The 22,698-nt window shown below is 69.1% G+C and carries 23 protein-coding genes; 16 read left to right on the top strand and 7 right to left on the bottom strand.

Translation table 11 applies throughout. From position 1 onward, the window contains the following. Nucleotides 1-16 precede the first annotated feature (16 nt). Genes AC1RIF_RS04770 through AC1RIF_RS04750 form a run of 5 tightly spaced genes read right to left on the bottom strand, consistent with a single transcriptional unit; the run spans nucleotide 17 to nucleotide 4,966 of the window. A complete protein-coding gene (locus AC1RIF_RS04770) occupies nucleotides 17-988 on the bottom strand; it encodes an LLM class F420-dependent oxidoreductase (protein ID WP_492600242.1) in 972 nt (323 codons plus the stop codon). A gap of 40 nt (nucleotides 989-1,028) precedes the next feature. Further along, nucleotides 1,029-1,421 (bottom strand): YchJ family protein, encoded by a 393-nt coding sequence (locus tag AC1RIF_RS04765; RefSeq protein WP_492600241.1) that lies wholly within the window; start codon nucleotides 1,419-1,421, stop codon nucleotides 1,029-1,031. 7 nt (nucleotides 1,422-1,428) lie between these two features. Beyond that, nucleotides 1,429-2,793: a metallopeptidase TldD-related protein gene (locus AC1RIF_RS04760; RefSeq protein ID WP_492600765.1), complete on the bottom strand. Its 1,365-nt coding sequence runs from the start codon at nucleotides 2,791-2,793 to the stop codon at nucleotides 1,429-1,431. A 20-nt stretch (nucleotides 2,794-2,813) separates the two neighbouring features. Next, on the bottom strand, nucleotides 2,814-4,367 hold the full coding sequence (locus tag AC1RIF_RS04755) for a TldD/PmbA family protein (RefSeq protein ID WP_492600240.1): 1,554 nt from the start codon (nucleotides 4,365-4,367) through the stop codon (nucleotides 2,814-2,816). Then, complete coding sequence (locus AC1RIF_RS04750) at nucleotides 4,364-4,966, bottom strand: NAD(P)H-dependent oxidoreductase (protein ID WP_492600239.1); 603 nt, start codon at nucleotides 4,964-4,966, stop codon at nucleotides 4,364-4,366. Before AC1RIF_RS04750 ends, AC1RIF_RS04755 begins: the two co-directional genes overlap by 4 nt. 94 nt (nucleotides 4,967-5,060) lie before the next feature. Between AC1RIF_RS04750 and AC1RIF_RS04745 the strand changes: the two genes are divergently transcribed. The 10 genes from AC1RIF_RS04745 to AC1RIF_RS04700 all read left to right on the top strand — a co-directional run bounded on the left by AC1RIF_RS04745 (nucleotide 5,061) and on the right by AC1RIF_RS04700 (nucleotide 16,425). Continuing rightward, entirely contained in the window at nucleotides 5,061-6,245 is a 1,185-nt protein-coding gene (locus AC1RIF_RS04745) for a sensor histidine kinase (RefSeq protein WP_492600238.1), read from the top strand. A gap of 38 nt (nucleotides 6,246-6,283) precedes the next feature. Continuing rightward, nucleotides 6,284-6,943, top strand: coding sequence for a response regulator (locus AC1RIF_RS04740; protein ID WP_492600237.1), 660 nt, complete (start codon nucleotides 6,284-6,286; stop codon nucleotides 6,941-6,943). Nucleotides 6,944-7,265: 322 nt separating this feature from the next. Further along, on the top strand, nucleotides 7,266-8,639 hold the full coding sequence (locus AC1RIF_RS04735; RefSeq protein WP_492600236.1) for a hypothetical protein: 1,374 nt from the start codon (nucleotides 7,266-7,268) through the stop codon (nucleotides 8,637-8,639). Nucleotides 8,640-8,721: 82 nt separating this feature from the next. Beyond that, nucleotides 8,722-9,972, top strand: a complete 1,251-nt coding sequence (locus AC1RIF_RS04730; protein WP_492600235.1) for an AAA family ATPase — start codon at nucleotides 8,722-8,724, stop codon at nucleotides 9,970-9,972. Beyond that, nucleotides 9,969-11,204, top strand: coding sequence for a vWA domain-containing protein (locus AC1RIF_RS04725; RefSeq protein ID WP_492600234.1), 1,236 nt, complete (start codon nucleotides 9,969-9,971; stop codon nucleotides 11,202-11,204). Before AC1RIF_RS04730 ends, AC1RIF_RS04725 begins: the two co-directional genes overlap by 4 nt. 199 nt (nucleotides 11,205-11,403) lie before the next feature. Beyond that, the gene (locus AC1RIF_RS04720) at nucleotides 11,404-12,954 is read left to right on the top strand and encodes an alpha/beta fold hydrolase (RefSeq protein ID WP_492600233.1); all 1,551 of its coding nucleotides are present in this window, start codon (nucleotides 11,404-11,406) and stop codon (nucleotides 12,952-12,954) included. A 201-nt stretch (nucleotides 12,955-13,155) separates the two neighbouring features. Further along, a complete protein-coding gene (gene ftsW, locus AC1RIF_RS04715) occupies nucleotides 13,156-14,508 on the top strand; it encodes a putative lipid II flippase FtsW (RefSeq protein WP_492600232.1) in 1,353 nt (450 codons plus the stop codon). 18 nt (nucleotides 14,509-14,526) lie between these two features. After that, entirely contained in the window at nucleotides 14,527-15,201 is a 675-nt protein-coding gene (locus AC1RIF_RS04710) for a hypothetical protein (RefSeq protein ID WP_492600231.1), read from the top strand. Continuing rightward, nucleotides 15,198-15,962 carry a 2-phosphosulfolactate phosphatase gene (locus AC1RIF_RS04705; RefSeq protein WP_492600230.1) on the top strand — a complete coding sequence of 255 codons (765 nt, stop codon included), beginning with the start codon at nucleotides 15,198-15,200 and terminating at the stop codon, nucleotides 15,960-15,962. The genes AC1RIF_RS04710 and AC1RIF_RS04705 overlap by 4 nt, the downstream gene beginning before the upstream one ends. Nucleotides 15,963-16,089: 127 nt before the next feature. After that, a complete protein-coding gene (locus AC1RIF_RS04700; RefSeq protein ID WP_492600229.1) occupies nucleotides 16,090-16,425 on the top strand; it encodes a hypothetical protein in 336 nt (111 codons plus the stop codon). A 71-nt stretch (nucleotides 16,426-16,496) separates the two neighbouring features. Here the strand turns inward: AC1RIF_RS04700 and AC1RIF_RS04695 are convergent, their stop codons facing one another. After that, nucleotides 16,497-17,246, bottom strand: coding sequence for an SDR family oxidoreductase (locus AC1RIF_RS04695; RefSeq protein ID WP_492600228.1), 750 nt, complete (start codon nucleotides 17,244-17,246; stop codon nucleotides 16,497-16,499). Between the two features lie 152 nt (nucleotides 17,247-17,398). Continuing rightward, on the bottom strand, nucleotides 17,399-18,304 hold the full coding sequence (locus AC1RIF_RS04690; protein ID WP_492600227.1) for an AraC family transcriptional regulator: 906 nt from the start codon (nucleotides 18,302-18,304) through the stop codon (nucleotides 17,399-17,401). A 103-nt stretch (nucleotides 18,305-18,407) separates the two neighbouring features. Between AC1RIF_RS04690 and AC1RIF_RS04685 the strand changes: the two genes are divergently transcribed. From AC1RIF_RS04685 to AC1RIF_RS04660, 6 genes are all read left to right on the top strand, one after another. Further along, a complete protein-coding gene (locus AC1RIF_RS04685) occupies nucleotides 18,408-18,764 on the top strand; it encodes a putative quinol monooxygenase (protein ID WP_492600226.1) in 357 nt (118 codons plus the stop codon). A gap of 44 nt (nucleotides 18,765-18,808) precedes the next feature. Beyond that, the gene (locus tag AC1RIF_RS04680; protein ID WP_492600225.1) at nucleotides 18,809-19,096 is read left to right on the top strand and encodes a hypothetical protein; all 288 of its coding nucleotides are present in this window, start codon (nucleotides 18,809-18,811) and stop codon (nucleotides 19,094-19,096) included. Between the two features lie 54 nt (nucleotides 19,097-19,150). Then, entirely contained in the window at nucleotides 19,151-19,765 is a 615-nt protein-coding gene (locus AC1RIF_RS04675) for an alpha/beta hydrolase (RefSeq protein ID WP_492600224.1), read from the top strand. A gap of 102 nt (nucleotides 19,766-19,867) precedes the next feature. Next, nucleotides 19,868-20,980 (top strand): hypothetical protein, encoded by a 1,113-nt coding sequence (locus tag AC1RIF_RS04670; RefSeq protein WP_492600223.1) that lies wholly within the window; start codon nucleotides 19,868-19,870, stop codon nucleotides 20,978-20,980. Between the two features lie 2 nt (nucleotides 20,981-20,982). After that, nucleotides 20,983-21,189: a hypothetical protein gene (locus tag AC1RIF_RS04665; RefSeq protein ID WP_492600222.1), complete on the top strand. Its 207-nt coding sequence runs from the start codon at nucleotides 20,983-20,985 to the stop codon at nucleotides 21,187-21,189. Between the two features lie 469 nt (nucleotides 21,190-21,658). Beyond that, complete coding sequence (locus AC1RIF_RS04660; RefSeq protein WP_492600221.1) at nucleotides 21,659-22,207, top strand: hypothetical protein; 549 nt, start codon at nucleotides 21,659-21,661, stop codon at nucleotides 22,205-22,207. The last annotated feature ends 491 nt before the right edge of the window (nucleotides 22,208-22,698 follow it).

The following is a 22,698-nucleotide window of genomic DNA, read 5'->3' as shown; positions in this document are numbered from 1 at the left end:
TGTGGACGCTACTCGCTCACACCAGGTGCGGCAGGACCTCCTGCTCGAGCAACTCGAGACCGGACGTGTCGTATGCCGCCTCGGGAACGTAGAAGATCGCGTACTCGAGGCCCTGCTTCTTCAGCGCAGTGAGGTTCTCGACGATCTGCTCCGGGGTGCCGCGGAACGCGTTCAGCGACGCGTCCGCCTTCTCCGCCCCGACGACGGGCTCGAGGCGGGCCCGCAGCGCCGCGAGTCGGTCCTGCACCTCGGCCTCGGTGCGGCCGATCGCGACGTTGTAGTTCGCGGACCGGGTGATGGAGTCGAAGTCGGTGCCGACGTCCGCGCAGTGCTGCCGCAGGATCTTCGACTTGTGCGCGAACACCTCGGGGGTGCCGTCGAAGTTGGTGTACTGCGCATATTTGGCCGCGATCTTCAGTGTCACCTTCTCGCCGCCGCCCGCGATCCACAGCGGGATGCCGCCGTCCTGCAGCGGCAGCGGCCGGACGATCGCGCCGTCGACCTGGTAGTGCTTGCCGTCCAGGGTCGCGGTGCCGGTGGTCCACGCCTGCCGGAAGATCTGCACGCCCTCGTCGAGGCGGCCCAACCGCTCTCCGGCGGACGGGAACCCGTAGCCGTAGGCGCGCCACTCGTGCTCGTACCAGCCGCCGCCGATGCCCATCTCGACGCGCCCACCGGAGATCAGATCGGTGGTGGCTGCGACCTTCGCGAGGTACGCGGGGTTGCGGTAGCTCATTGCAGTGCACATCTGTCCCAGCCGGACCCGCTCGGTGACCGCGGCGAACGCCGCCATCAGCGACCACGCCTCGTGCGTGGCCTCCTCGGTGGGTTCGGGGACGGTGTGGAAGTGGTCGTACACCCAGATCGACTCCCACGGCCCGGTGTCGGCGCGCAGTGCGAGGTCGCGCATCGCCCGCCACTGGGCGGCGGGATCGATCCCGACCAGGTCCAGTCGCCAACCCTGGGGCACAAACAGTCCGAAGCGCATCGGTGGATCCTTCTCTCGGGGGAGTGAGCGGGCCGCGGTGCTACTGCACGGCGTCCACGTACAGCCATCTTCCGTCCTCGCGGACGAACGTGCTCTGTTCGCGCATCGAGCCACGCTCACCGTGGTCGACGTAGTACGCGACGAACTCGACGGTTCCGGTGGTGTCGAGCAGGCCGCCCCCGCCGGTGCGCACGATGTCCAGTCGGCGCCACACCTGCTCGGGGTCGAGGTCCAGTCGCGTCGGTCGGGTGCGCGGATGCCAGGTCCGCAGCAGATATGCCTCGTCGCCGACGGCGAACGCCGCGTACCGCGATCGCATCAGCTGTTCGGCCGTGGGCGCCTCGGCGTCGCCGCGGTGGAAGCGGCCGCAGCACTGCCCGTACTGCTCGCCCGACAGGCACGGGCAGCGGTCCTCGTTCGAGATCGTGGTCATCGGGCCCTCACTGTGCCTGGCTGACGGAGGACATGTGGAAGTCCGGAATCCGCATGGGCGGCATGGCGGTTCGGGTGAACCAGTCCTTCCACTCGCGGGGCAGCGTCGCCTCGGTGGCGCCCACCTCGGTCGTCCGGCGCAGCAGGTCGAGGGGACTCTCGTTGAAACGGAAGTTGTTGACCGATGCGGTGACCGCGCCGTCCTCGACGAGGTACACCCCGTCCCGCGTCAGCCCGGTGACCAGTGCCGTCGCCGGATCGACCTCGCGGATGTACCACAGCGTCGTCAGCAGCAGCCCGCGTTCGGTGCGCGCGACCATGTCGTCGATCGACGCCTCGCCGCCGCCGGTGAGCAGCAGATTGTCGCCCGGCACCGCGACGGGCGCGCCGAACTCGGCGGCCGCCGCGCGCGGGTAGGCGAGAGCGTTGATCACGCCGTCGCGGATCCAATCCACCCGCGCGGCGTCCATGCCGTTGTCGAACACCGACAGGGTGTCGCTCGACGACGTGGTCGCGACGAACGGGGCGTAGCCGAGCCGGTCGGCGTGCGGATCCGAGAACAGCGTCAGCGGGATGTCGGTGAGACGCTCGCCGACGCGGGTGCCGCCGCGCCGGGACAGGGCGGTGTGGCCCTCCTGTGCGCCGCGGCCCTCCATCGCCCACATCAGCGGAATCATCAGGTCCGACACCGCCGACGGCGGCAGCACCGTCTCGTACCGCCCGGCCGGCAGGGCGACCGTGCGGGCCGACCAGTCCAGCCGGGTCCCGAGGTCGGCGAGCAGCCGGGGGATCGACACGTCGGTGAAGTCGAGGCTCGAGGTGCCCACCCAGGCGCTGGCGTCGCCACGCTTGCCGTTGATCTCGATGGACCCGGTGGGCTGGGTGAAGCGGCGCCGGATGCCGGTCGACGTCCCCAGCCACGTGGTGTGCACCTGGTGGTGCGCGAACCCGTACAGCCGGTCGGCGCCGTCGAAGCCGTAGGAGAGTCCGGGGACCAGGCCCTCGAACACCCCGACGTCGGTGGTCGCCGGACCCCCGGCCCAGCCAGCGCAGGGGCCGCCGTCGGCGGTCAGCAGATCCATCGCGTCCTCGGCGGGCTGTGCGGCGCGGGCGGCCGCCTCCGCGGCCCGGACCACGTCGGCGACCGAGTCGGCGTCGACGGTGGACGAGGTCACCGCCCCCACCTTCGCCGACATGCCGTCGCGGACGATCGCGATCGCCGTCCAGGACCGGGACGTCGAGACCCCGTTGGTGGTCATCGAATTGCCGGCCCAGCGCAGCGACGCCTCGCCCGCGTCGGTGACCAGCACCATCGCCTCGTCGACGGTCGAGAGCGCCAGTGCGCGCTCCACGAGGTCCTGCGCCGCGATCACCGTGGAGCCTCCGCCGGTCGTCACTGTCCGCCCTCCGTCCGGGTGTTGAGCACGTTGACGCCGCGGAACAGCGCGGACGGGCAGCCGTGGCTCACGGCCGCGACCTGTCCGGGCTGCGCCTTGCCGCAGTTGAAGGCCCCACCGAGCCGCCACGTCGACGGTCCGCCGACGGCCTCCATCGAGCCCCAGAAGTCGGTGGTGGTGGCCTGGTAGGCGACGTCGCGCAGTTGACCGTCGAGCCGGCCGTTCCGGATCCGGAAGAAGCGCTGGCCGGTGAACTGGAAGTTGTAGCGCTGCATGTCGATCGACCAGCTCTTGTCGCCGACGACGTAGATGCCGTCCTCCACCCGGGCGATGAGGTCGGCGGTGCCGGTGTCGACGTCCGGGTCCGGCTGCAGCGACACATTCGCCATCCGCTGGATCGGCACGTGATGGGCGGAATCGGCGTACGAGCAGCCGTTGGAGCGCTCCAGCCCGAGCCGGGGCGCGAACACCCGGTCCAGCTGGTAGCCGACGAGCGTCCCGTCGCGCACCAGATCCCAGCGCTGGGCGGCGACCGCGTCGTCGTCGTACCCGACACTCGCCAGCCCGTGGGTCTCGGTGCGGTCGGCGGTCACGTGCATGTTCGGGGTGCCGTAGCGCAGCGTGCCCAGCAGATCGGGGGTCGCGAACGAAGTCCCCGCGTACGCCGCCTCGTACCCGATGGCGCGATCGTATTCGGTTGCGTGACCGATGGATTCGTGGATCGTCAGCCACAGGTTGGTGGGGTCGATCACCAGGTCGGTGGCGCCGGCGCGCACCGAGGGTGCCGCGATCTTCTCGGCCAGCAGGCCCGGGATCTCGGTGAGCTCGGCATCCCACTCCCAACCGGCGTCACCACCGAGGTACTCCCAGCCGCGGGCGACCGGCGGCGCGAGAGTCCGCATCGTCTCGAAGGATCCGGCGTCGGCATCCACCGACGTGGCCTCGAGTTCGGGATGCAGCCGGATCCGCTGCTGCATGATCGTCGACCCGGCCAGATCGGCGTAGAACGTCTGCTCCTTGACCTGCAGGCAGCTCGCGGTCACGTGGTCGACGCCCGGCGCCGAGAGCAGACGGCGCGAGTAGTCGCCGAGCAGCGCGACCTTGTCGGCCGTGGCGACCGCGAACGGGTCGGTCCGGTAGTCCGAGACCCACGTCGCATCCGAGTACACCGGCTCCGGGGCGAGTACGACCCGTTCCCGGTTGAGGGACCGCAGCGTACGAGCCACCTCGACGGCCTGGATCGCGGTCGCCGTGGCGGTGGCCGGGGACAGTTCGGCGTGCGACGCGAACCCCCACGTCCCGTCGACCACGACGCGGACCGCGAAACCCGTCTCCACGCCGTCGTCGACGGACTGCACTCTGCCGTCGCGCAGCCGCAGAGACTGCGTGACCAGGCGGTGCACCCGCAGATCGGCGTGTTCGGCGCCCGCCGCCCTCGCCGCCGACAGTGCGGCATCGGCCAGTGCGCGGAGCGGGAGAGTGGTGAACTCGGTGTCGACCGGATGGTCGGACGTGACTGCGCGCGGGACGGCGCCGTGGGTGACGATCACCGGACCAGCTTAGTCAGTTCCCCGGCCAGGTCGCGGGCCTGCTGCAGCCAGCCCAGGCGTGTCCGCTCGTCGGAGTCCGTGACGGTGCGGAACACCACCCGCCGGACGTGTTCGATCCCGACGTACGGCAGCACGCACGCCGCCCAGATCCGTTCGAGCGGATCGCCGAACTCGGTGCGTTCTCGCTCGGCTGGGGTGTCGGAGGTGTTGAGCACCAACGCGTGACGGGCACGCAACAAACCGGCAGGCTCGCCCTCCGCGCTGTCGAGCTTGTAGGCGACAGCGGGGGCGAGCACCCTCTGCACCCAACCCGTCATGATCGCCGGTGGCATGCCCCACCAGTTCGGATGGACGAAGACGAGCGCGTCGAGCGTCCCGATCTCCGCCTGATGGGCACCGACGACGGCATCGGTCGGGGCGCCTGCCGGTGACACGGTGTCGGTTTCGACGGCCGTCAGGGTGGGATCGAAACCTTCCGCGTACAGGTCGTGAGCAATCACCTCGACTGCCTGCTCGCGCAGTTCGGCGACTACCGCGTCGAAAAGGGCCCGGTTGAAGCTGTCCGGGTGGGGGTGGGCCAAGTAGACGGCGACTCGCATGCCCAGCAGGGTGCCACATCGACGGGGCGCGCGGCGGCGCGGTTCTCGTCGGGCTCCCGGTTCGCGCGAACAGCGACCTCCTACGCTGCACGGCATGCGGAGATTCAGTCTGTGGCTGCGGGAACGGCCCTTGGTGGCGGACTCGATGCTCGCCGGGTTGCTGTTCGCGCTCGAGATCGCGTCCGCGTTCGGCCGGACGGCGCCGGTGCTGTACGTCGTCACGGGCGCGGGGCTGTGTCTGCCGCTCGTGTGCCGGCGCCGACACCCGCGGACGGCCGCGACCGTCGTGCTCGTCATGTCGATCGTGTGCACGATCACGCTCTACGCCACCGACGATCTCAACGCCTACGAGAACTCGCACCCGGGCGTGTTCGCCCTCGCGATCTCGCTGTACACGCTCGTCGCCTACGTAGGCCGCCGCGCCGCCGCCTGGTACGCCGTCGGTCTGGTGGTCGACACCACGGTGTCGATCCTGCTGCTGGACCAGCACGTGCTCCTCATCGGGATCTTCTCGGCGCTCGCGTACACGCTGTCCTGGATCCTCGCCGAGTTCCTCGGTGCCCGCCGGGCGTACGACGAGGAGGTCGCCGCACGCCTGACGATCGCCGAGTTCGACCGGGACCGGCGGGCGGAGGAGGCGGTCTACGCCGAACGCACCCGCATCGCCCGCGAACTGCACGACGTCGTCGCGCACGCGGTGAGCGTGATGATCGTGCAGGCGGACGGGGCGTCGTACGCGCTGCACCGGGATCCGGAGAAGGTGGAGCGGGCGCTGTCGAACATCGCCGGCACCGGCCGGCAGGCGCTGTCCGAACTGCGGCGCACCGTCGCGTTGCTGCGCTCACCCGAGACCCCCGACGAGATGCCGCAGCACGGCACCGCCGGTCTCGCCCGCGTCGTGGAGACGATGCGCGACGCCGGGCTCGCAGTCGAACTCGTGCAGTCCGGCGCGATCGACGACGTCAGCCCGTCGGTCAGCCTGGGCGTGCACCGGCTGGTGCAGGAGTCGCTGACGAACGTGCTCCGGCATTCGGGTTCGAATCCGAAGGCGTGGGTGCATGTCGCGCGGCGGGACTGCGACGTCCTCGTGGAGGTCGTCGACAACGGCAGTTCCCGATACGGCAGTGCCGCGACGCGTAAGCGGATCGTCGGATCCGGCAACGGACTGGTCGGCATGCGCGAGCGCGTGGCGGTGCTCGGCGGCACCCTCGAGGCGGGGCGCCGACCCGACGGCGGCTGGACCGTGCGCGCCGAGATACCGCTGGACCCCGACGAATGAGGATGCGGCCGGGCCCCGGCACCCACTAGATTCGTCGGGTGCCCATCTCCGTGCTGCTCGTCGACGACCAGGAACTCATGCGGATGGGCCTGAACATGGTCCTCGACGCCCACGACGACATCGTGGTGGTGGGGGAGGCGGCGGACGGTGCCGGCGCCATCCAAGCCGCCGCGGAGCTGCGGCCGGACGTGGTGTTGATGGACGTGCGGATGCCCGTGGTCGACGGGGTGACGGCCACCGAACGGATCCTCGGGGCCGGCGGCCCCACCCGGGTGCTGGTCATGACCACCTTCGACCTCGACGAGCACGCCCTCGGCGCACTGCGCGCCGGGGCCAGCGGATTTCTCCTCAAGGACACACCGCCCGAGGACCTTGTCTCGGCGATCCGCAGCGTCGCCGCCGGTGACGCCGTCGTCTCACCCCGGGTCACGAAGAGGCTGATCGCGCGTTTCATCAACGACGACGTCCCGCCGTCCCGTGACCCGGCGATGCTCGACGTGCTCACCGATCGCGAACGCGAGGTGCTGTGCCTGGTGGCCGGCGGACTGTCGAACTCCGAGATCGCCAACCGGCTCTACCTGTCCGAGGCCACGATCAAGTCCCACGTCGGCCGCGTGCTCGCCAAGCTCGGCGTGCGCGATCGCGTTCAGGCCGTGGTCCTGTCCTACGAGACCGGACTGGTGCGGCCCGGTATGTGACAACGGGCATGGGCATCCTGCGCTTCGCAGACGTGGCCGAAGCAGTCTCGGATCCGTCCGAGGGTGTCCGAGGTCGCCCGTGCAGAGACCACGTCGGGCGCGTCGTCGACCCCGGCGCGCAGCACTCGGCGCCGCAGGCCGGTCCGAAATCATCAGTGACAGTGCGGCATTCGGCAGTGGGAAGCTCCGGCCGATACTTGCGACGACATCGCGAGCACCGTCGCACGCCGCCGCACTGGCCGAGATCGCCGCGGCGCGCTACGATTACGCCGATGACAACTCACTCTGATCCAAGATTGGGGGCCCAGTCCGCACACGGTGAGTGCTGATGCACCCTCCGACCGCGAACGGGACCAATCCCCGACTTTCCTTCTGGCTGCGCGTGCGCGAGTTCGCCGTGCCGCCGTCCATGATCGAGACCGCAACCGACCGACGCCTCGCAGGTGACTGGTCCGGATCCTGTGCCGCAGCGGGTTTCGACGCCGATATCGACCTGCGGGCACTGACCCGCAGGTATGGCCGAGACATCGCGATACAGGTCCTGGCCGACCTGCGACACCTGGCACCTGACCTGCTGCGCTGGCACCTGCCGCGGATTGCGCCCGACGGACTCTTGCGCCCCGGACTGACTGTCGCGCTGGCCCGATATGGTCCGACGGAACGCCGAAAACGTTGCAGCGAGCCCGGTCCGGTGCAACTGGTGGCCCGCACCGCGCCTTCCTGGGCGGATGCCGGCCAGCGGATCGTGCTGGCACTGTGGGACGGCTCGGATTCCACCCACCATCCCCATCCCCGCCCCAGCCGACGGTACCGGCTCGACCTCCACCGGCACCTGTGGGACGCGCGACGGGTCGGTGATCTACGAATGCGCTGTGGGGCAGGGATATTGCCCGCCCTCGCCACGTCCGAGCCCGCCCTGGCCGAGTCGGTACCGGAGGGTTGCGCCGTCGACCGTTGGGCGGCCGAAGCCGGAATCCTGCTCCGCGCGGACGGGCAGGGCGACGGACCCGTGCGCGTGCGGTGCGGGGGCCGGTACGACGTGGTGGTGGAGTCCGTTCTCGCCGGCGCCGATCCCGCTGCGGTGCGGCTCGTGAACGACTACCCGCGCGGCCGGCTCGCCGCGCTCCCGGTGCTGCCCGATGCCGCGACCTGGGTGCTGCCGGATCTGGCGCTGATCCGGTCGGGAGCGATCACCGCCGACCGGTTGCACCCGCTGGTTGCCGCCGCACTGGTGCCGGGCTGGTCTCCGCCGGTCCCGTCCCGGACGCCGAACCGGGAGAACCGGATCAACTTGGTGGACTGCCGTGGCGAACGGCACCGGATCGGACTGGTCGACGGTGCACTGACCGCACTCGATCACGACCCCGCCGAGGTCCGACGCGAGGAACTGCTCGTCGCACTGGGCGGCACCCCGCTACCGTGCCTGCAGGCCATCGACCGGGCCCATCGCCGTCCGGACTGCCTGCCCGGCGTTCGCGAACGTCTGGACCACGGAGACGCCGCCGGGGCGCTGTCCGCGGTCGAAGGACTGCTCGGCCCCGACGCAGTCCTTCGTGACGGCCCCCTGTTGGACGAACTCCAGGCGTCCGTGGATCGCCGGAGCACGTACGAGAGGTTTCGCACCGAACCGGTGGAGACACCGCCCGCAGCGCGACCCCGGCGCTCCAGGCGGTCGCGCCGTCCCCGCTCACGCTGAGCTCCTCCCAGATCCCCGAAATCCGCTGTCCCGCAGTGCGGCCGGATAGCCGCATTCTGCGACTCCCTCGACAACACAGGTGATGCACATGTCTTCCACGCTCCTTCCGAACCGGTCCGGGACCGAACTCGACAGTGCCGCGGCGCTGTCGGCGATGCTCGGCGAGGTCACCACCGAACCCCGTCCTGACGATCAACTCGAGGCCCTCACCCTGGCGGTGGCCGCGGACCTACCGGTGCTGCTGTGGGGTGAACCGGGAATCGGCAAGACCGCCGCCCTGACCCAGCTCGCCGAGGCCGTGGACCTGCCGCTGACCACCGTCATCGCGAGCGTGCACGAGCCGTCGGACTTCTCGGGTCTGCCCGTCCTCGGGGAGGATCCGGCCACACACGGTGTCCCGATGGCCCCGCCCGACTGGGCCGTCCGGCTCGTGCAGGCCGGGCGGGGACTGCTGTTCCTGGACGAACTGTCGACGGCACCGCCCGCCGTCCAGGCGGCCCTGCTCCGCCTGGTCCTGGAAAGACGAATCGGGGCACTGCAACTCCCGCCCGGCGTCCGCATCGTGGCCGCCGCCAACCCACCGTCGTCGGCGGCGGACGGCTGGGAACTGAGCCCACCGTTGGCCAACCGTTTCGTGCACCTGCACTGGACCTACGACCACGAGGTGGTCGTCCGCGGCCTCGGCGGGACCTGGCCACGCGCGGCACTGCCCCGCCTCGACCCGGAGAAGTTCTCCGACGCGGTGACCTTCGCCCGCCGCGCGGTCTGCGAGCTCCTCACCGCTCGCCCCGCTCTCGTGCATCAACTCCCCGGCAGTCAGACCCGCCGGGGCGGCGCCTGGCCGTCGCCGCGGAGCTGGGACATGACCGTGCGGCTGATCGCCTTCGCCACGGCCGCCTCGTCGTCGACGGACGTGCTGTCCCTGCTGGTCCGGGGCAGCGTCGGCGACGGGCCCGGTTTCGAGCTGCTGGCCGCCGTCGACCGCATGGACCTCCCGGACCCCGAGACGCTGCTCGCCGATCCGACGGCCGCCGACCTCCCCGATCGCGGTGATCTGCGCCAGGCCGTGCTCGACGCGGTGGTCGCCGCCGTCCGCCGACGGCCGGAGAAATCCCGCTGGGACGCGGCGTGGGCGCTTCTGGTCGCCGCGGTACAGACCGGGCCACCGGACCTCGTGGTCGTCCCGGCGACCACCCTGGCCACCCTGCGACAGGACGACTGGGAGGTACCGGCGGAAATCGACCAGCTCGCCGGTGTCGTATCCGTGTCGCTGGCGGCCGACCGCGCTGGCGAACGTGCTGCCGAACGTGCTGCCGCGCAGGCCGGTCGATGACGGCGGCGTCGACGCTCGACCCGGAGAAGATCTACGCCGCCCGGCTGCATGCCGCCCGCGCCCGGCCCTACCTGGCAACCGCCCTGTATGCGCTGCATGTCGTCGCGTCGTCCCGCGTGCCGACCATGGGGGTGGACCGGCACTGGCGCTGCTACGTCTCGCCCGCGTTCGTCGCCCAGCGGCCGGTGGAGGAGCTGGCTGCGATGCTGGTCCACGAGGTGTCGCATCTGCTGCGCGACCACCACGGCCGCAGCGATCGCTATGCCCGCGCACACGCGCTGACCGGCCGCGGCGATCGGCTACGGATGAATCTCGCCGCCGATGCGGAGATCAACGACGACGCGTTCGGCGACGGGTTGCCGGCACCCGACTCTGCGGTTCTGCCGTCGACCCTGGGACTGCCTCCCGGCCAGCTCATGGAGGACTATCTGCGCCAGTTCCGGCTCGGTCCCCGCACCGACGGGCTGACGTGGCTCGACTGCGGCAGCGGCGCCGACGGGTTGCGTCGGGAGTGGGAGTTGGGTCCAGACGGGGCGAACGGGCTCAGTGCCCAGCAACGCGACGCGGTCCGGTTCCGGGTGGCGCACAGCATCGTCGGTCGGCCCGGACATGCGCCCCGCGGATGGAAGCGGTGGGCGGAGGAAGCCCTGCACCCGACGCAGCCGTGGCGGGCCCTGCTGGGCGCGGCGATCCGCTCCGCCACCTCGTCCTCCGGCACCGGGGACAACTACACCTACCGGCGCCCGGCGCGGCGCTCCGCGGCCGTGCCCGGCGCGGTGCTGCCGAGCCTGCGGCGCACCCCACCCCGGGTCAGCGTCATCGTCGACACGTCGGGATCGGTCAGCGACGCAGACCTGGGCAGCGCGCTGCTGGAGGTGGCCGCCATCACGCGGGCCGTGGGCGGGCGCCGCGACCTGGTGACGGTGCTGTCGTGCGACGCGGCGGCGCGGGTCGTGCACCCGCTGTGCCGCGCCGAGGACATTCCGCTGTTCGGGGGCGGTGGCACGGATCTGCGCACCGGATTCGCCAGGGCGCTGCACCGCGGGCCCCGCCCCGACGTGATCGTCGTCCTCACCGACGGGGAGACGCCCTGGCCCAGTAGCCGACCCGGGTGCCGAACGGTCGTCGGTCTGTTTCCTCGGGTGCGCCGCGGGTGGCAGGACCACGACTCCGTTCCCGGTCTGCCACCGGACTGGGCACATGTGGTGGAGATCGGTACATCGCGGGTCTGAGCGGCCGCGGCGGTGCCGAGGTCTGTCGCCGAATCCGTACAGTCCGAGGAATTGGCGACCGTTTCGTCGTCTCGCTTCGATTCGGCGGAAAGCTCTCCCGCGCACTACCGTCCTGGATGTGCTGAATTCGGGGAACAGTATTGGGAAGTTTCGATCCCACACCGGCCGGAGTGCTCGCTTCGGCGCCGTCGCGATCGGGGTGACGATCGGACTCACATCCGTCGCAGCACCTTCGGCGGCGGCAGACCCGACCGACGGTGCACTTGTGTGGGGCCCGTGCCCCGCCGAGTACGCGCTCGATCCGGACACCGACCGGTGTGGAACCGTGACGGTGCCGCGCGACTATGCGAATCCGACGGCCGGATCGATCGATGTCCTCGTCACCCGTCACCACGCCGAGGACCCGCTCGCGCGCCGGGGCGTGCTGTTCACCAACCCAGGGGGGCCCGGCGGCGACGCGATCGCGTCCAACAGCATGCTCGCGCAGGCGCTTCCCGAACAGATCCGCCGGCAGTGGGACTTCATCGGGGTGCAGCCCCGGGGTCTCCCACACGCCGGCGCGGTCGAATGCGCTGTCACCCCGGAGTTGCTGGCCGCGACGAACGTCGGATTCTCGGGTGGGGCGGCGCGTCTGGCGTGCGACGGTGCGGTACCGGGCACCACCGCGCACATCACGACGGAGAACACCGCCCGTGACTGGGAACAGGTGCGGATCGCGCTCGGTGTCGATGTGATCGACATCTACGGCCTGTCGTACGGCACAATCCTCGCCTCGACATATGCCACCCTGTTCCCGCAGCACACGGGACGAATGGTGCTCGACTCCGCGGTCGATCGCGACTGGATGTGGAACGACGTCCTGTGGCACCAGAACGACGGGTACAAGGCGCGCTTCTACGACCTCATGGACTGGATCGCGGCCAACGACGCAACCTACGGCCTCGGCGACACCCCACTGAAGGTGTACCAGCGCTGGTCCGACCGCATCGTCGAGGAAGCAGGTGGTAATCCCACCCTGGCGCCCCCGCCGGCCGGGATCGGAGACGTTCCACCCGGCCTGGAAGGCATGGCCGCCGCGTACCGGGCCGGTGTGGACCTGACGGGCCCTGCCCGGGTGCAGTTCGAGGCGTTCCTGCGACGACTCGGCGATCCGGCCCACACCCAGTCCGCGTCGAGCATCTACGCCCTCACACGCCAGGTGCTGCCCGCCCGGAACAACTGGCCGATGGTCGCCCGCGTCATCCGCGACGGCACAGGGGCGCTTCCCGAGGGTGTGTCCGGCGACGTCACTGAGGAGCAACTCGACTCGATCGTCCGGGCCCAGATGATGCAGGCGATCGTGCTCTGCAACGAGAACTCGGTCGCGCCGCGGCCGGATCGGCTCCCTGGCTGGCTCTTCTCGACGTTCGTCACCGGCGACCTGTTCGACGCCATCGGCTACGGCTACAGCGCAGGACCAGGGTGCGCAGGCGCACCGCCGGTGACCGCGCTACCGGAAATCGGCAACAACGGTTTGGCCACCGTGCCCCTGGTGCTGCAGGGATTGCGGGACCCGCAGACGCCGTACGACGGCGGGGTTCGGCTTGCCCGTGACATGGACGCGCACCTGGTCACCGTGGACGGCGGGGACCACGGCGCCGCCATCCAGGGCGGCAACACCCCGGTCGACGTGGCGATCACGGGCTACCTGTCGACCGGGGTCACCACCGTCACCCATGCACCGGAGGCGCCGATAACCGCGCCGCTGTAGCGCGGCGGGCTGAGCGGGTGCGAACTACCTGCACGTCTCTGTGATGCGTGTGGCTCATGGGACCATGGTGGCGTGAGAGCACAGTCGGAGAGGGATCTGGCGGGGGATAGGGCTCGAACCCGTTCGCGAGGCTCGAAACCCGAGACTTCCCGCAACGCGGAGCAGAGTCGTGGGACGTGGGACGGTGGCGGCGTATCCCCGATGACCCGGTTGGGGGTGTGGTCGGCGCGGCCGCTGTTCGATTTCCACGTGATCCTCAGCGTGACGGCGCTACTCGTCACCGTCGGCCTGACGATGGTGCTCTCGTCGTCGAGTGTCGAGTCCTTCGTCACCTCCGGCTCGCCCTATGCCCGGTTCGTCCCTCAGGCCGTCTACGCCGCGATCGGCGTCGTCGCCTTCGTCGTCATCGTTCGAGTCGGTACCCGGACGATCCGCGCCCTGGCCCCGTGGCTGCTCGGCATCGCCGGTGTCCTCCTGGTGCTGGTGCTGATCCCGGGTATCGGTGTCGAGCAGATGGGCGCCCGCAGTTGGTTCGTCTTCGCCGGAATCTCCTTCCAGCCATCGGAGTTCGCGAAGGTCGCACTGGCCATCTGGTGCGCGCATCTGCTCGCGACGTATCTGGCCGCGGGCATCGACGTCAACAAGGCGCTCAAACCGCTGGCCCTGGTGAGCGTGCTCGTCATGGCCCTGGTCGTGCTGCAGCGAGACCTCGGCACGATGATCACCATCGGCATCATCGTGATGGCCATGCTCTGGTTCGGCGGATTCCGCACCAGCACCGTCGCGGCCATCACGATCTCCGGCGGTGTGACCTCGCTCGTCCTCGGTCTGACCGCGGGATACCGATCCGATCGGATCAAGGCGTTCATGAATCCGACCATGGACCCGCAAGGACTGAACTACCAGACCATCCAGGCCAAGTACGCCCTCGCGAGTGGCGGGGTGTTCGGCAAGGGGCTCGGTCAGTCGGACGCGAAGTGGAGCTACCTGCCGCAGTCGCACAACGACTTCATCTTCGCCGTCATCGGTGAGGAGCTCGGCTTTCTCGGCGCGTTCCTGATCATCGTGCTGTTCGCGATCGTGCTGCTGGTCGGGATGCGCATCTCGCAGCGCTCGACGGACCCGTTCCTGCGCATCCTGACGGCAGCGTCGACGACGTGGATCGTGCTCCAGGCCTTCATCAACATCGCCTACGTCGTCGGCCTGGTGCCCGTCACCGGTCTCCAACTCCCGCTCATCTCCGCCGGCGGCACCTCGATGATCACCACGATGATGATGTTCGGTTTCATCGCCCACGCCGCGCTGCGCGAGCCGGAGGCACTCGTCTCTCTCCATTCCGGCGGCAGCCGGTGGATGCGGACGGTGTTCGGCCGCCCGGCCGAATCACCGAAGGCGCGGCCCGCTCGACGTGCGCGCGTCGAGCGGACCACCACCGATCCCGGGCCGGGTGCACGCCGGCCGGCACAGACGCGGACCCGCGAGCGGGAGGCGCCCACCGATCGGCGGCCGAGGGAACCGAGGGTCCGGTCGACTGCTCGCCGATCACACCGGTAGAACGAGGTGGCCGGCGCAGTGATCAAGGTGAACCAGGTGGTCTCGACCGTGGAGGTGGAGAAGCTGCGCGACGTCGACCTCGTGGGGATCTGTCTCGGAGATCCGACGGTGACCGACCGGCGGGTGGTGGACGCGGACACGCTCACGACCCTGCACGACGCGGTCGGTCCTCGTCTGTCGTTGTACGTAGACGCATCGGCGGGCTGCACGCCCGACGACATCGTGGACGCCGTCGACGCGCTACGCCCCGCATACTTCGAGGTCACGTCGGTGGATTCGGCCAAGGTCTCGCAAGTCGACGAGCAGCTGAATCTGTTGCGGCGGCTGACAGTGCCGAAGATCGCGAACGGATTCTTCATCCTGAGGGACGACGTGTCGCTGCTCGACAGTCTCGAGCACCTGGACCGGCTCGTCGATGCGGGCGTCGCCTACTTCCAGCTGGAGACCGAGTCCCTGATCGACCCCCGGTTCCGTATTTCTGCGTCGGACCGTGAGCGGATCGCCGCGATGTTCGCCCGATACCCGTGCATCGTCGCCGACACCTGTGCGACGGCCCCGGTGCCTCCGGAATTCGGGCACGCCGGTGTCTACTTCAACCTGGGGAACGGGCGCGTGCCCAGCTACGACTTCTCGGACAGGCAGACCTCCCTCCCGGCCGTCGTCCGGGCACTTCGGTCGGGCGTGGTCGGGTGAATTCGGCTCATCGGCAAGGTGACTGGGCTGTCCGCTTCGACTGGGGTCCGTCGGGGGCGTCGGCGATCGGCCGGGATGCCGGTGTCGCGGTGGTCGTCGACGTGTTGTCGTTCACGACGACGCTGTCGGTTGCGGTCGATCTAGGCGTCGAGGTGCTGCCCTACAGGTGGCGCGATGATGCGGCGACCGCTTACGCGGCGCAGCATCGAGCGGTGTTGGCTGTCGGCCGGAGTGACGCGGCCGCCGGTGCGGTGAGCTTGTCCCCGGGAACCGTTCGGCGCGCACGTGGTCTGACGCGCCTCGTGCTGCCCTCGCCCAACGGCTCCTCGATCGCCTACTCATTGGCCGCCGCGGCAGGGGTCTGCGTGGGCGCATCGCTGCGCAATGCGCGCGCGGTCGCGGAGTGGATCGCGGAGAACCAGGACCAGCGTTCCACGGTGGCGGTCATTGCTGCAGGTGAGCGGTGGCCGGACGGGACCCTGCGGCCCGCCGTCGAGGACGTGTGGGGCGCGGGCGCGGTGCTGGACGTGCTCGGAGGTCTCCGCCCGGACCTGTCGGTGTCGCCGGAAGCGGAGATGGCCGTGGCGGCGTGGCAGACCGTCCGGGAGCGTGTGGGGACCGCGCTGACACAATGCGCGTCCGGCCGAGAGTTGATTGCCGCCGGATATGCGTCCGATGTCGAGGTTGCCGCCGAGCTCGGCGAGAGTCGATGTGTGCCGGTCCTCTCCGGCGACGTGTTCGTCGATCGTGGGGCCCGCTGAGCGGTCCGTCAGTGGGCACGCGCACGCGGCAGAAGCTGCCGTAGCCACCCGAAACAAAAGTCGATCTGGAACTAACGGCCAACGTGAGGACACTTTGTCGCCCGTTTGATGATCAAGGAGTTCCGACATGGTCCTGCCGATTCCCTCCAGGCGGCGCATCGGTGTCGTGCTCGCCCTGGCCGCTGCAACGATTCTGCTCGGCTCGACCCCCGTCGGTGCCGAGCCCGCCAACCCGTCGATTCCTCGCGGCTATCCCCGAATCGTCGACGACGTGCTCGGTCCGCAGAACCCCGGCTTCTTCGAACCCCGAAGTTCCGGCCACCCGTTGCGAGAACGAGAACGCCTGGAAGTCAGCCGCGACGTCGCACGCTCGCTTCGACCACGGAACTTCACAGTCGCTGAGCCCTCAGCCGCACCGTCAGAAGCTGCCGGAGTGATTGTGCGACTCAGTCCGGCGCCGTAGCACCGTCCGCGCGAGGCTCGGAGTGAGAAATCGCGGAGTTTTCGTCCTCGATCTACCTTGCCGCTGTGCGCTCACTTCGCCTGGGCGAGCCGGACCGCGTCGGCGCCGGCCGGAAACCGCAGCTGCCCGGTCGTGTCGTGCACGGCTCGCCACACCGTCTCGGCGACATCGCTCTCCTCGGTGTACAGCTCTTGGCTCGTGAACCCGTCCATGACGCTCTTCGCCCACGGCGCGTACGGCGCCGGAACCAGGTCGTCGACCTCCCCGCCGTCCGTCGCCCGGGATGCGAAGTTGGTCGTCAGGCAGGCGCCCGGCTCGACCGTCTTCGCCTGAACACCGAAGGGTGCGAGCTCGAGCGCCAGGGATGCGGTGAACCCCTCGATGGCCATCTTGCTCGCCTTGTAGACGGCCGAGAGTGGCATGTGCCCGAGCACCACGCTGGAGGTCACGTTGACCACCACTCCGGAGCCACGCTCGCGGAACTGCGGCAGCACCGCCTGGGTCGTCGCCATCACGCCGAACGTGTTGGTCTCGAACACCTCCCGTACGCGGGACATGGGCGTGCCCTCGAACACGCCGATCGAGGGGATCCCGGCGTTGTTCACCAGGACGTCGACGGATCCGGCCGTCTCGACCGCGGCGGCGATCGTCTCGGGCTCGGTGACGTCGAGCTCGACGATGCGGAGCCGGTCCGACTGGGGCAGGACGCCCGCGCGTTCGGTGCGCATCGTGGCGATGACGTTCCACCCCTGTGAGTGGAAGTGACGAGCGGTCGCCCGCCCGTATCCGGATGAGGCACCGGTGATCAGAACTGTCTTCATGTTGCGGTCCTTGCGATGTGGTGGGATCCGCGGACGGAAGACATCTTCCTGCTCCAACGGAACTGCTGACATTCCCATTGAATCGCTTTGAACAGCGTAAACAGTAGAGGTATCGTCGCTTCTTCTTGCATGATCCTCCCGCCGTTCCCCGGTCAGGTCAGGACGCCTGCGGGGGTGAGGGTGGTATCGCGCAGCCGGGCTGCATCCCGGCTCGGAGGTGCACCGAACTGGCGGCGGTACTCGCGGCTGAACTGCGATGGGTTGTCGTAGCCGACGCGGCGGCCGACTCCGGTGACGTCGCCCGGGTGGGTGGCGAGCAGCAGCCGGGCCTCCTGGAGCCGGATCTGCTTCTGGAACTGGATGGGGCTCATCGCCGTCACCGCCTGGAAGTTTCGGTAGAAGGCGGAGACGCTCATGCCGGACAGACGGGCCACGTCCTCGACCCGGAAGGGTTGCGCGTAGTTCTCGCGGATCCAGTGGACGGCACGGGATACGTGGGTGAGGCCGCTGTCGGCGAGACCGAGCTGACGCACCGTTGCGCCCTGTTCGCCGGTGATCAGGCGCCACAGTATCTCTCGTTTGACGAGCGGGGCGAGCGCGGCTCGGTCGCGAGGTTCGTCGAGTAGACGCAGCAGCCGGACGACCGCGTCGAGCAGTGCGGGCGGGGCGTGACTGACGGCGATCCCCGACGGCGCACCTCCACCGTCGCGGGGGATGTCTCCAGGACCGGCCTGCAGCAGCAGTTCGGCGACTGCGGACGGTTCCAGCGTGATACCGAACCCCAGCGCCGGGTGCTCCGGGCCGGCTCGAGTGAACTGCCCGGTAACGGGCAGGTCGACGGAAGCGACCAGGTACTGCCCGGCGCCGTACTCGTAGACCCGGTCGCCCAGCGCGAGACGTTTGGCTCCCTGGGCGATGACTGCGAGCACCGTGCCGGACATCGAGGGTGCCGGCGGATCCGAACGATCGACCTTCGAGATCAGGACGCCGTCGATGGCCGTGGTCCAGTCGGGGCGGGCGTGGCGGGCCAGTAGGGTGCGGAGCTCCTCGAGGTACATGCCTCCATTGCAACACCGAGGGGCCTCTGACTCCCGTATCGGAGAGGATCGTGCAAGCCCCAGCGAGGATCGTTCTAACGTTCTCGCAGTTCAGGGGGCTTGAATGAAATCACTCCACTCCGTCACCGGGAAGAAGACATCCATGATCGCCAACTACGGTTTCAACGCCACCCTGACCGCCAGGCCCGGCTCGGGTGACCGACTGGTCGACCTGCTGCTGACCGGGCTGAACGAGGGCGGCCCCGGCGCGAGCGAACACTGTGTCGTCTACCTCGTCTCGCGTTCCGCGTCCGACCCCGACGTCGTGCACGTCACCGAGGGCTGGACCACCGAGGAGGACCACCACCGCAACTTCGCCGGCGACGCCGCCCAGGCCATCGTGGCGCAGGTCGGCGCACTGCTGGCCAAGGACTCCGAGTACACCGACCACGTCCCGGTCCGCGGCAAGGCTGCCTTCTGAGTCCACCGTCCGATCCGGCACCAACTCGAGAAAGGCCAGCGACCATGACCATGGCCCGACCCGCCCTGGACCCCGAACTGCGCGAGCTCCTGGCCGCCACCCCGCTGATGTCCCAGCTCAGCCACGAAGTTCTCGCCGAGTTGCGCCGGCTCCCTTCGACGCCTGTCGAGTCGCTTCTCGCCGACCGGCAGGTGGATCGGCGCGAGATCACGGTGCCCGCCGAGGACGGCGCGCCGATTCGGTTGTCCGTCTTCGGTCCCGTGAACACCGACGGCACCGCCCCCGCTCCCTGCATCTTCTGGATGCACGGCGGCGGAAATGGTGATGGGTGACCGCTTCTCGCAGATCGATATCCCCTGGACTGGCTCGCCGAGTTCGGCGCGGTTGTGGTCTCGGTGGACTACCGGCTGGCCCCCGAGGCCACTGGCAGCACCCTCGTCGACGACTGCTACCTGGGACTGTGCTGGATCACCGAACATGCCGCCGAACTGGGCATCGATCCCGCGCGGATCGTCGTCGCCGGCGTCAGTGCGGGTGGCGGCCTCGCGGCGGGTGTCACCCTGCTCGCCCGCGACCTCGGTGGCCCGGCCATCGCCGCGCAGATTCTGGTCTGCCCGATGCTCGATCACCGCAACACCAGCACATCCAGCCACCAGTACTCCGGCGTGCCCGGCGTCTGGACGCACGAGATGAACGAGTTCGGATGGCGCGCCGTCCTCGGCGACCTCGCCACCGACGAAGTGTCCCAATACATCTCGCCCGCTCTCGCCGACGACCTATCGGGCCTGCCGACCACCTACATCGACACCGGCTCCGCCGAGGTCTTCCGCGACGAGGACATCGATTACGCCACCCGCATCTGGGCGGCCGGCGGCCAGGCCGAACTCCAAGTCTGGGCGGGCGGGTTCCACGGCTTCGACACCCTGTACCCGCAGGCACAGATTTCGGCTACAGCCCGTCGAACCCGCACCGACTGGCTCGCCCGACACCTTCCCGCGTAGCGGCTCCGAGTGTTGATCCGATCCGATGCGGGTGGCACCGGCCCGAAGTCGCCGAACCTGTCCCGTTCGTGAGTCTGCTCGAGTGTCTGGGATGGTGGATGGATGAGTGCAGTCGAGGTGTTGTCGGCGGGGCCGTGGGGGCGTCGGTTGCTGCTCGCGTACGCGTTGGGGGCGGAGCAGAGTTCGGGCCTCGAGTCGCGGCAAGATTCGCTTCGTTCCGCGGTGTTTCTGGCGTCGTATCACGTCAATGTCGCTCTAGGCGTCGGATCGGTCATGTTCGGGCCTGGTGCGGAGGAGGCGCGGCGGACTGTCCTGACCGCGGACGATGTGGCGGACCGCCTGTCTCGGGTTCCGCTTCCGGAGGTGACGGCGATCGCGCTCCGTTCGGCCCTCGCCGCAGCGGTGGACTCGGCGCGCTACTGGCAGGCCCCGGACAGTGAGGACGTTCTTGTCGCCGCCGAGTCTGTGCGGAGTGAGCTTCAGCGGGTTGCCGAGCACGTCGCGCGGTCGCCCGATGCGCAGTGGTGGACGACAGCTCTCGCTCCGACCGATCAGTGGTTGGTGGGTTGGGTCGACGAACGCACGCAATCCCTCGACGCGACTGCCCCAGAACCGACGGCCGCGGAACTGTTGCGTGACTACCGTTTTCGAACTGCGGAGGAGGAAATGCGAGCGGAACGTGATCGACCTGCGGATCCGTCGGCGAACTGGTCCGGCTGGTGGTGGTCGACACCGCCTACACGGTGTTCGACTCGGCTGTTGTTCGACGGAACCCCGGCCGGGCTGTGGTTCGTCGAGGACAGCATGGGATGGGAGCGCGCGGTCACGCGACGAGTGAACATCCCTGCCGGCGTCCAGGTGTACGAGGTCGACGGTGCGCAGGCGTGGGCGGAACTATGCAGACAGTTCCCCGTCGAGGTCACCGCACAGAAGCGCCACGACTGGTACCACACCACTGGGCGTTCCGGGCGATGGGTCATTCCCGACTGGCCGCGGGTCGCCGAGACGTACGACGGTGTTCACCTCACCGTGGCGGGATACCTTGCCGCGGCGGGTACGGCCATCGCCGTTGACGCCGACACCGCGAGTGTCATCGCAGGATGGGCACCCGACGAAACCTACTGGCTCACCGACACGGTCAGTCTCGACAGCGACACCCACACGTGGGTGTGCGACACCAACAGCGAGCATCTTTCCTGGTCCGAAGATCCGTAGCAATGAGCGTGTTCACGCAGGCGGTGGTGATCGAGTGGACTGAGGTTTCGCGCCATCGGGCGACGGTGAACGTGGCTCCCGGCCTCGTGGACCTGGGGGACGCGCTCGCGGCCCTGTCGGATGCGGGGTTCACCGGTGTCGAGCGGGAGGGGATCACAGTCCGTCCCGTCGAGCACGACGCGCGGGCCGTGCTGTTCGATCCGGTCTGATGTAAGGGGAGACCCGGCCCACAGCAAGCCGGGTCTCCGTTCGTCAGTCTCACCGATCGCGCTCGCGCGGTGCATTTCGGCCCCCGCACTCATTTCGGGTGTGGGGGTCTTTCAGCGTCCTGACCAGGTAATATGGCATGTCCCGCTGGGTGTCTGTAGGGGGCGCGGTCGTGATTGGTCTACTTCCGGATCTGTATTACGTGAGGCCGCTGGAGGGAGGCGTGTGGCCGGGGATTCGCGAGTGGAATCTGTTCGGCTCCTGGTGGAGCCCGCTCTGAGGGGTGATCGCGCGGGCGGGACAGCTGTTGCCTCGGATTGGAGGTGGTCGACGATGGACTTTCCGTGGTTCTTCTGGCTTATGTGGCCACCATTCTTCAACGACGAACAGCGACGATGGGCCCTGGATAACGCGCCCTGCTGGCTGAGTAGCGTCTGCGGCCTCTGAAGCGAATCCGATTGGGAGGTCGCCATGCTCGATTTCGTTCGTCGATCGGTCGCCTCCGCCGCGATCGTGGCCGGTTCGGTTCTGGTGCCGGCGGCGGTCGCTTCTGCTGCGGCCACCGTTCCGTTCCAAATCGACCCGGCGCCGTTCGGAAACCCGCACGGTAGCCTCGACGTTCCCTCGATCCGCTGCTGGGCTGTGGTCGGCGAACAGCCTGGGACGGTGACGATCACCGGCCCGAAGGACGGCGTAAGGGCGTGCCTGCTCCCGGGCGACGTGCACTGGCTGAACCTGTCGAGCGGAGCCTTCGGCACCGCCCGGATGTCGGCCGGAATGGACGGATACCCGGAAGCGGTCCTGCCGACCGGGGCCGGGCAGGTCGTCATCGCCGCCACTTCCGCCGCCGGCCCCTACACGCCGGGCGTCGTGACCGTCTACGTTCCGTCGGCGATGGCCCCGCTGGTTCGGGACGTTCAGGCACTCTCCGGAGGTTTGCACATGGTCGCTAGTGGCTGGATGGGGATGCCCATTGCCGTGGGAGTGGCGGCGCACGATCTGGGCCGTGATCCCGTGTGACCTCGGCGGACACTGCCCCTGATTGGAGGTGAAGTTGAATGTCTGCAACGGATTGGGCCTTTTGGGGGCCAATTGCTGGCCAGGTCGTCTACGTGCTCTATCTGCTCGGTGTGAAGATCAACTGACACCAGAACGACAGCGGGCCAGCAGTCGACTTGATTGCTGGCCCGCTGTCGCATGTTCAGTTGTTGACCGGGTTGAAGCCCTTGCCCTCAGTGAAGGGGCTACCGGGGGAGTTGATCTCGTTGAGCACCGCCGAGAACTTCACGTACTCGATCGACGTCGAGCTGGCAGTCAGGCCGCGAGCGTAGCCGTTGATCTTGGTCGTACCCGCGTTGCCTGACGACGACTGTGAACTGTGCTGGAGTAGCGCGTAGCGCAGCGCCCCTCGGTACGAAACCCGATGCCCACGTTATCGATCGTGATCGCGCGGGACGTCTCGGCCCTCACACCCACGTCGGGTGTGGAGGCCTTCTCGTCGGCTGAGCTGG

Source organism: Prescottella sp. GW823-FHT02E09, assembly GCF_058797375.1.
This window is presented reverse-complemented; position numbering and strand designations above follow the sequence as displayed.

Excerpts from the sequence above, each read along its gene's own strand:
- AC1RIF_RS04770 (WP_492600242.1), bottom strand. The coding sequence starts at position 988 with ATGCGCTTCGGACTGTTTGTGCCCCAGGGTTGGCGACTGGACCTGGTC.
- AC1RIF_RS04765 (WP_492600241.1), bottom strand. The coding sequence starts at position 1,421 with ATGACCACGATCTCGAACGAGGACCGCTGCCCGTGCCTGTCGGGCGAG.
- AC1RIF_RS04750 (WP_492600239.1), bottom strand. The coding sequence starts at position 4,966 with ATGCGAGTCGCCGTCTACTTGGCCCACCCCCACCCGGACAGCTTCAAC.
- AC1RIF_RS04745 (WP_492600238.1), top strand. The coding sequence starts at position 5,061 with ATGCGGAGATTCAGTCTGTGGCTGCGGGAACGGCCCTTGGTGGCGGAC.
- AC1RIF_RS04730 (WP_492600235.1), top strand. The coding sequence starts at position 8,722 with ATGCACATGTCTTCCACGCTCCTTCCGAACCGGTCCGGGACCGAACTC.
- AC1RIF_RS04725 (WP_492600234.1), top strand. The coding sequence starts at position 9,969 with ATGACGGCGGCGTCGACGCTCGACCCGGAGAAGATCTACGCCGCCCGG.
- ftsW (WP_492600232.1), top strand. The coding sequence starts at position 13,156 with ATGACCCGGTTGGGGGTGTGGTCGGCGCGGCCGCTGTTCGATTTCCAC.
- AC1RIF_RS04700 (WP_492600229.1), top strand. The coding sequence starts at position 16,090 with ATGGTCCTGCCGATTCCCTCCAGGCGGCGCATCGGTGTCGTGCTCGCC.
- AC1RIF_RS04695 (WP_492600228.1), bottom strand. The coding sequence starts at position 17,246 with ATGAAGACAGTTCTGATCACCGGTGCCTCATCCGGATACGGGCGGGCG.
- AC1RIF_RS04690 (WP_492600227.1), bottom strand. The coding sequence starts at position 18,304 with ATGTACCTCGAGGAGCTCCGCACCCTACTGGCCCGCCACGCCCGCCCC.
- AC1RIF_RS04685 (WP_492600226.1), top strand. The coding sequence starts at position 18,408 with ATGAAATCACTCCACTCCGTCACCGGGAAGAAGACATCCATGATCGCC.
- AC1RIF_RS04680 (WP_492600225.1), top strand. The coding sequence starts at position 18,809 with ATGACCATGGCCCGACCCGCCCTGGACCCCGAACTGCGCGAGCTCCTG.
- AC1RIF_RS04670 (WP_492600223.1), top strand. The coding sequence starts at position 19,868 with ATGAGTGCAGTCGAGGTGTTGTCGGCGGGGCCGTGGGGGCGTCGGTTG.
- AC1RIF_RS04665 (WP_492600222.1), top strand. The coding sequence starts at position 20,983 with ATGAGCGTGTTCACGCAGGCGGTGGTGATCGAGTGGACTGAGGTTTCG.
- AC1RIF_RS04660 (WP_492600221.1), top strand. The coding sequence starts at position 21,659 with ATGCTCGATTTCGTTCGTCGATCGGTCGCCTCCGCCGCGATCGTGGCC.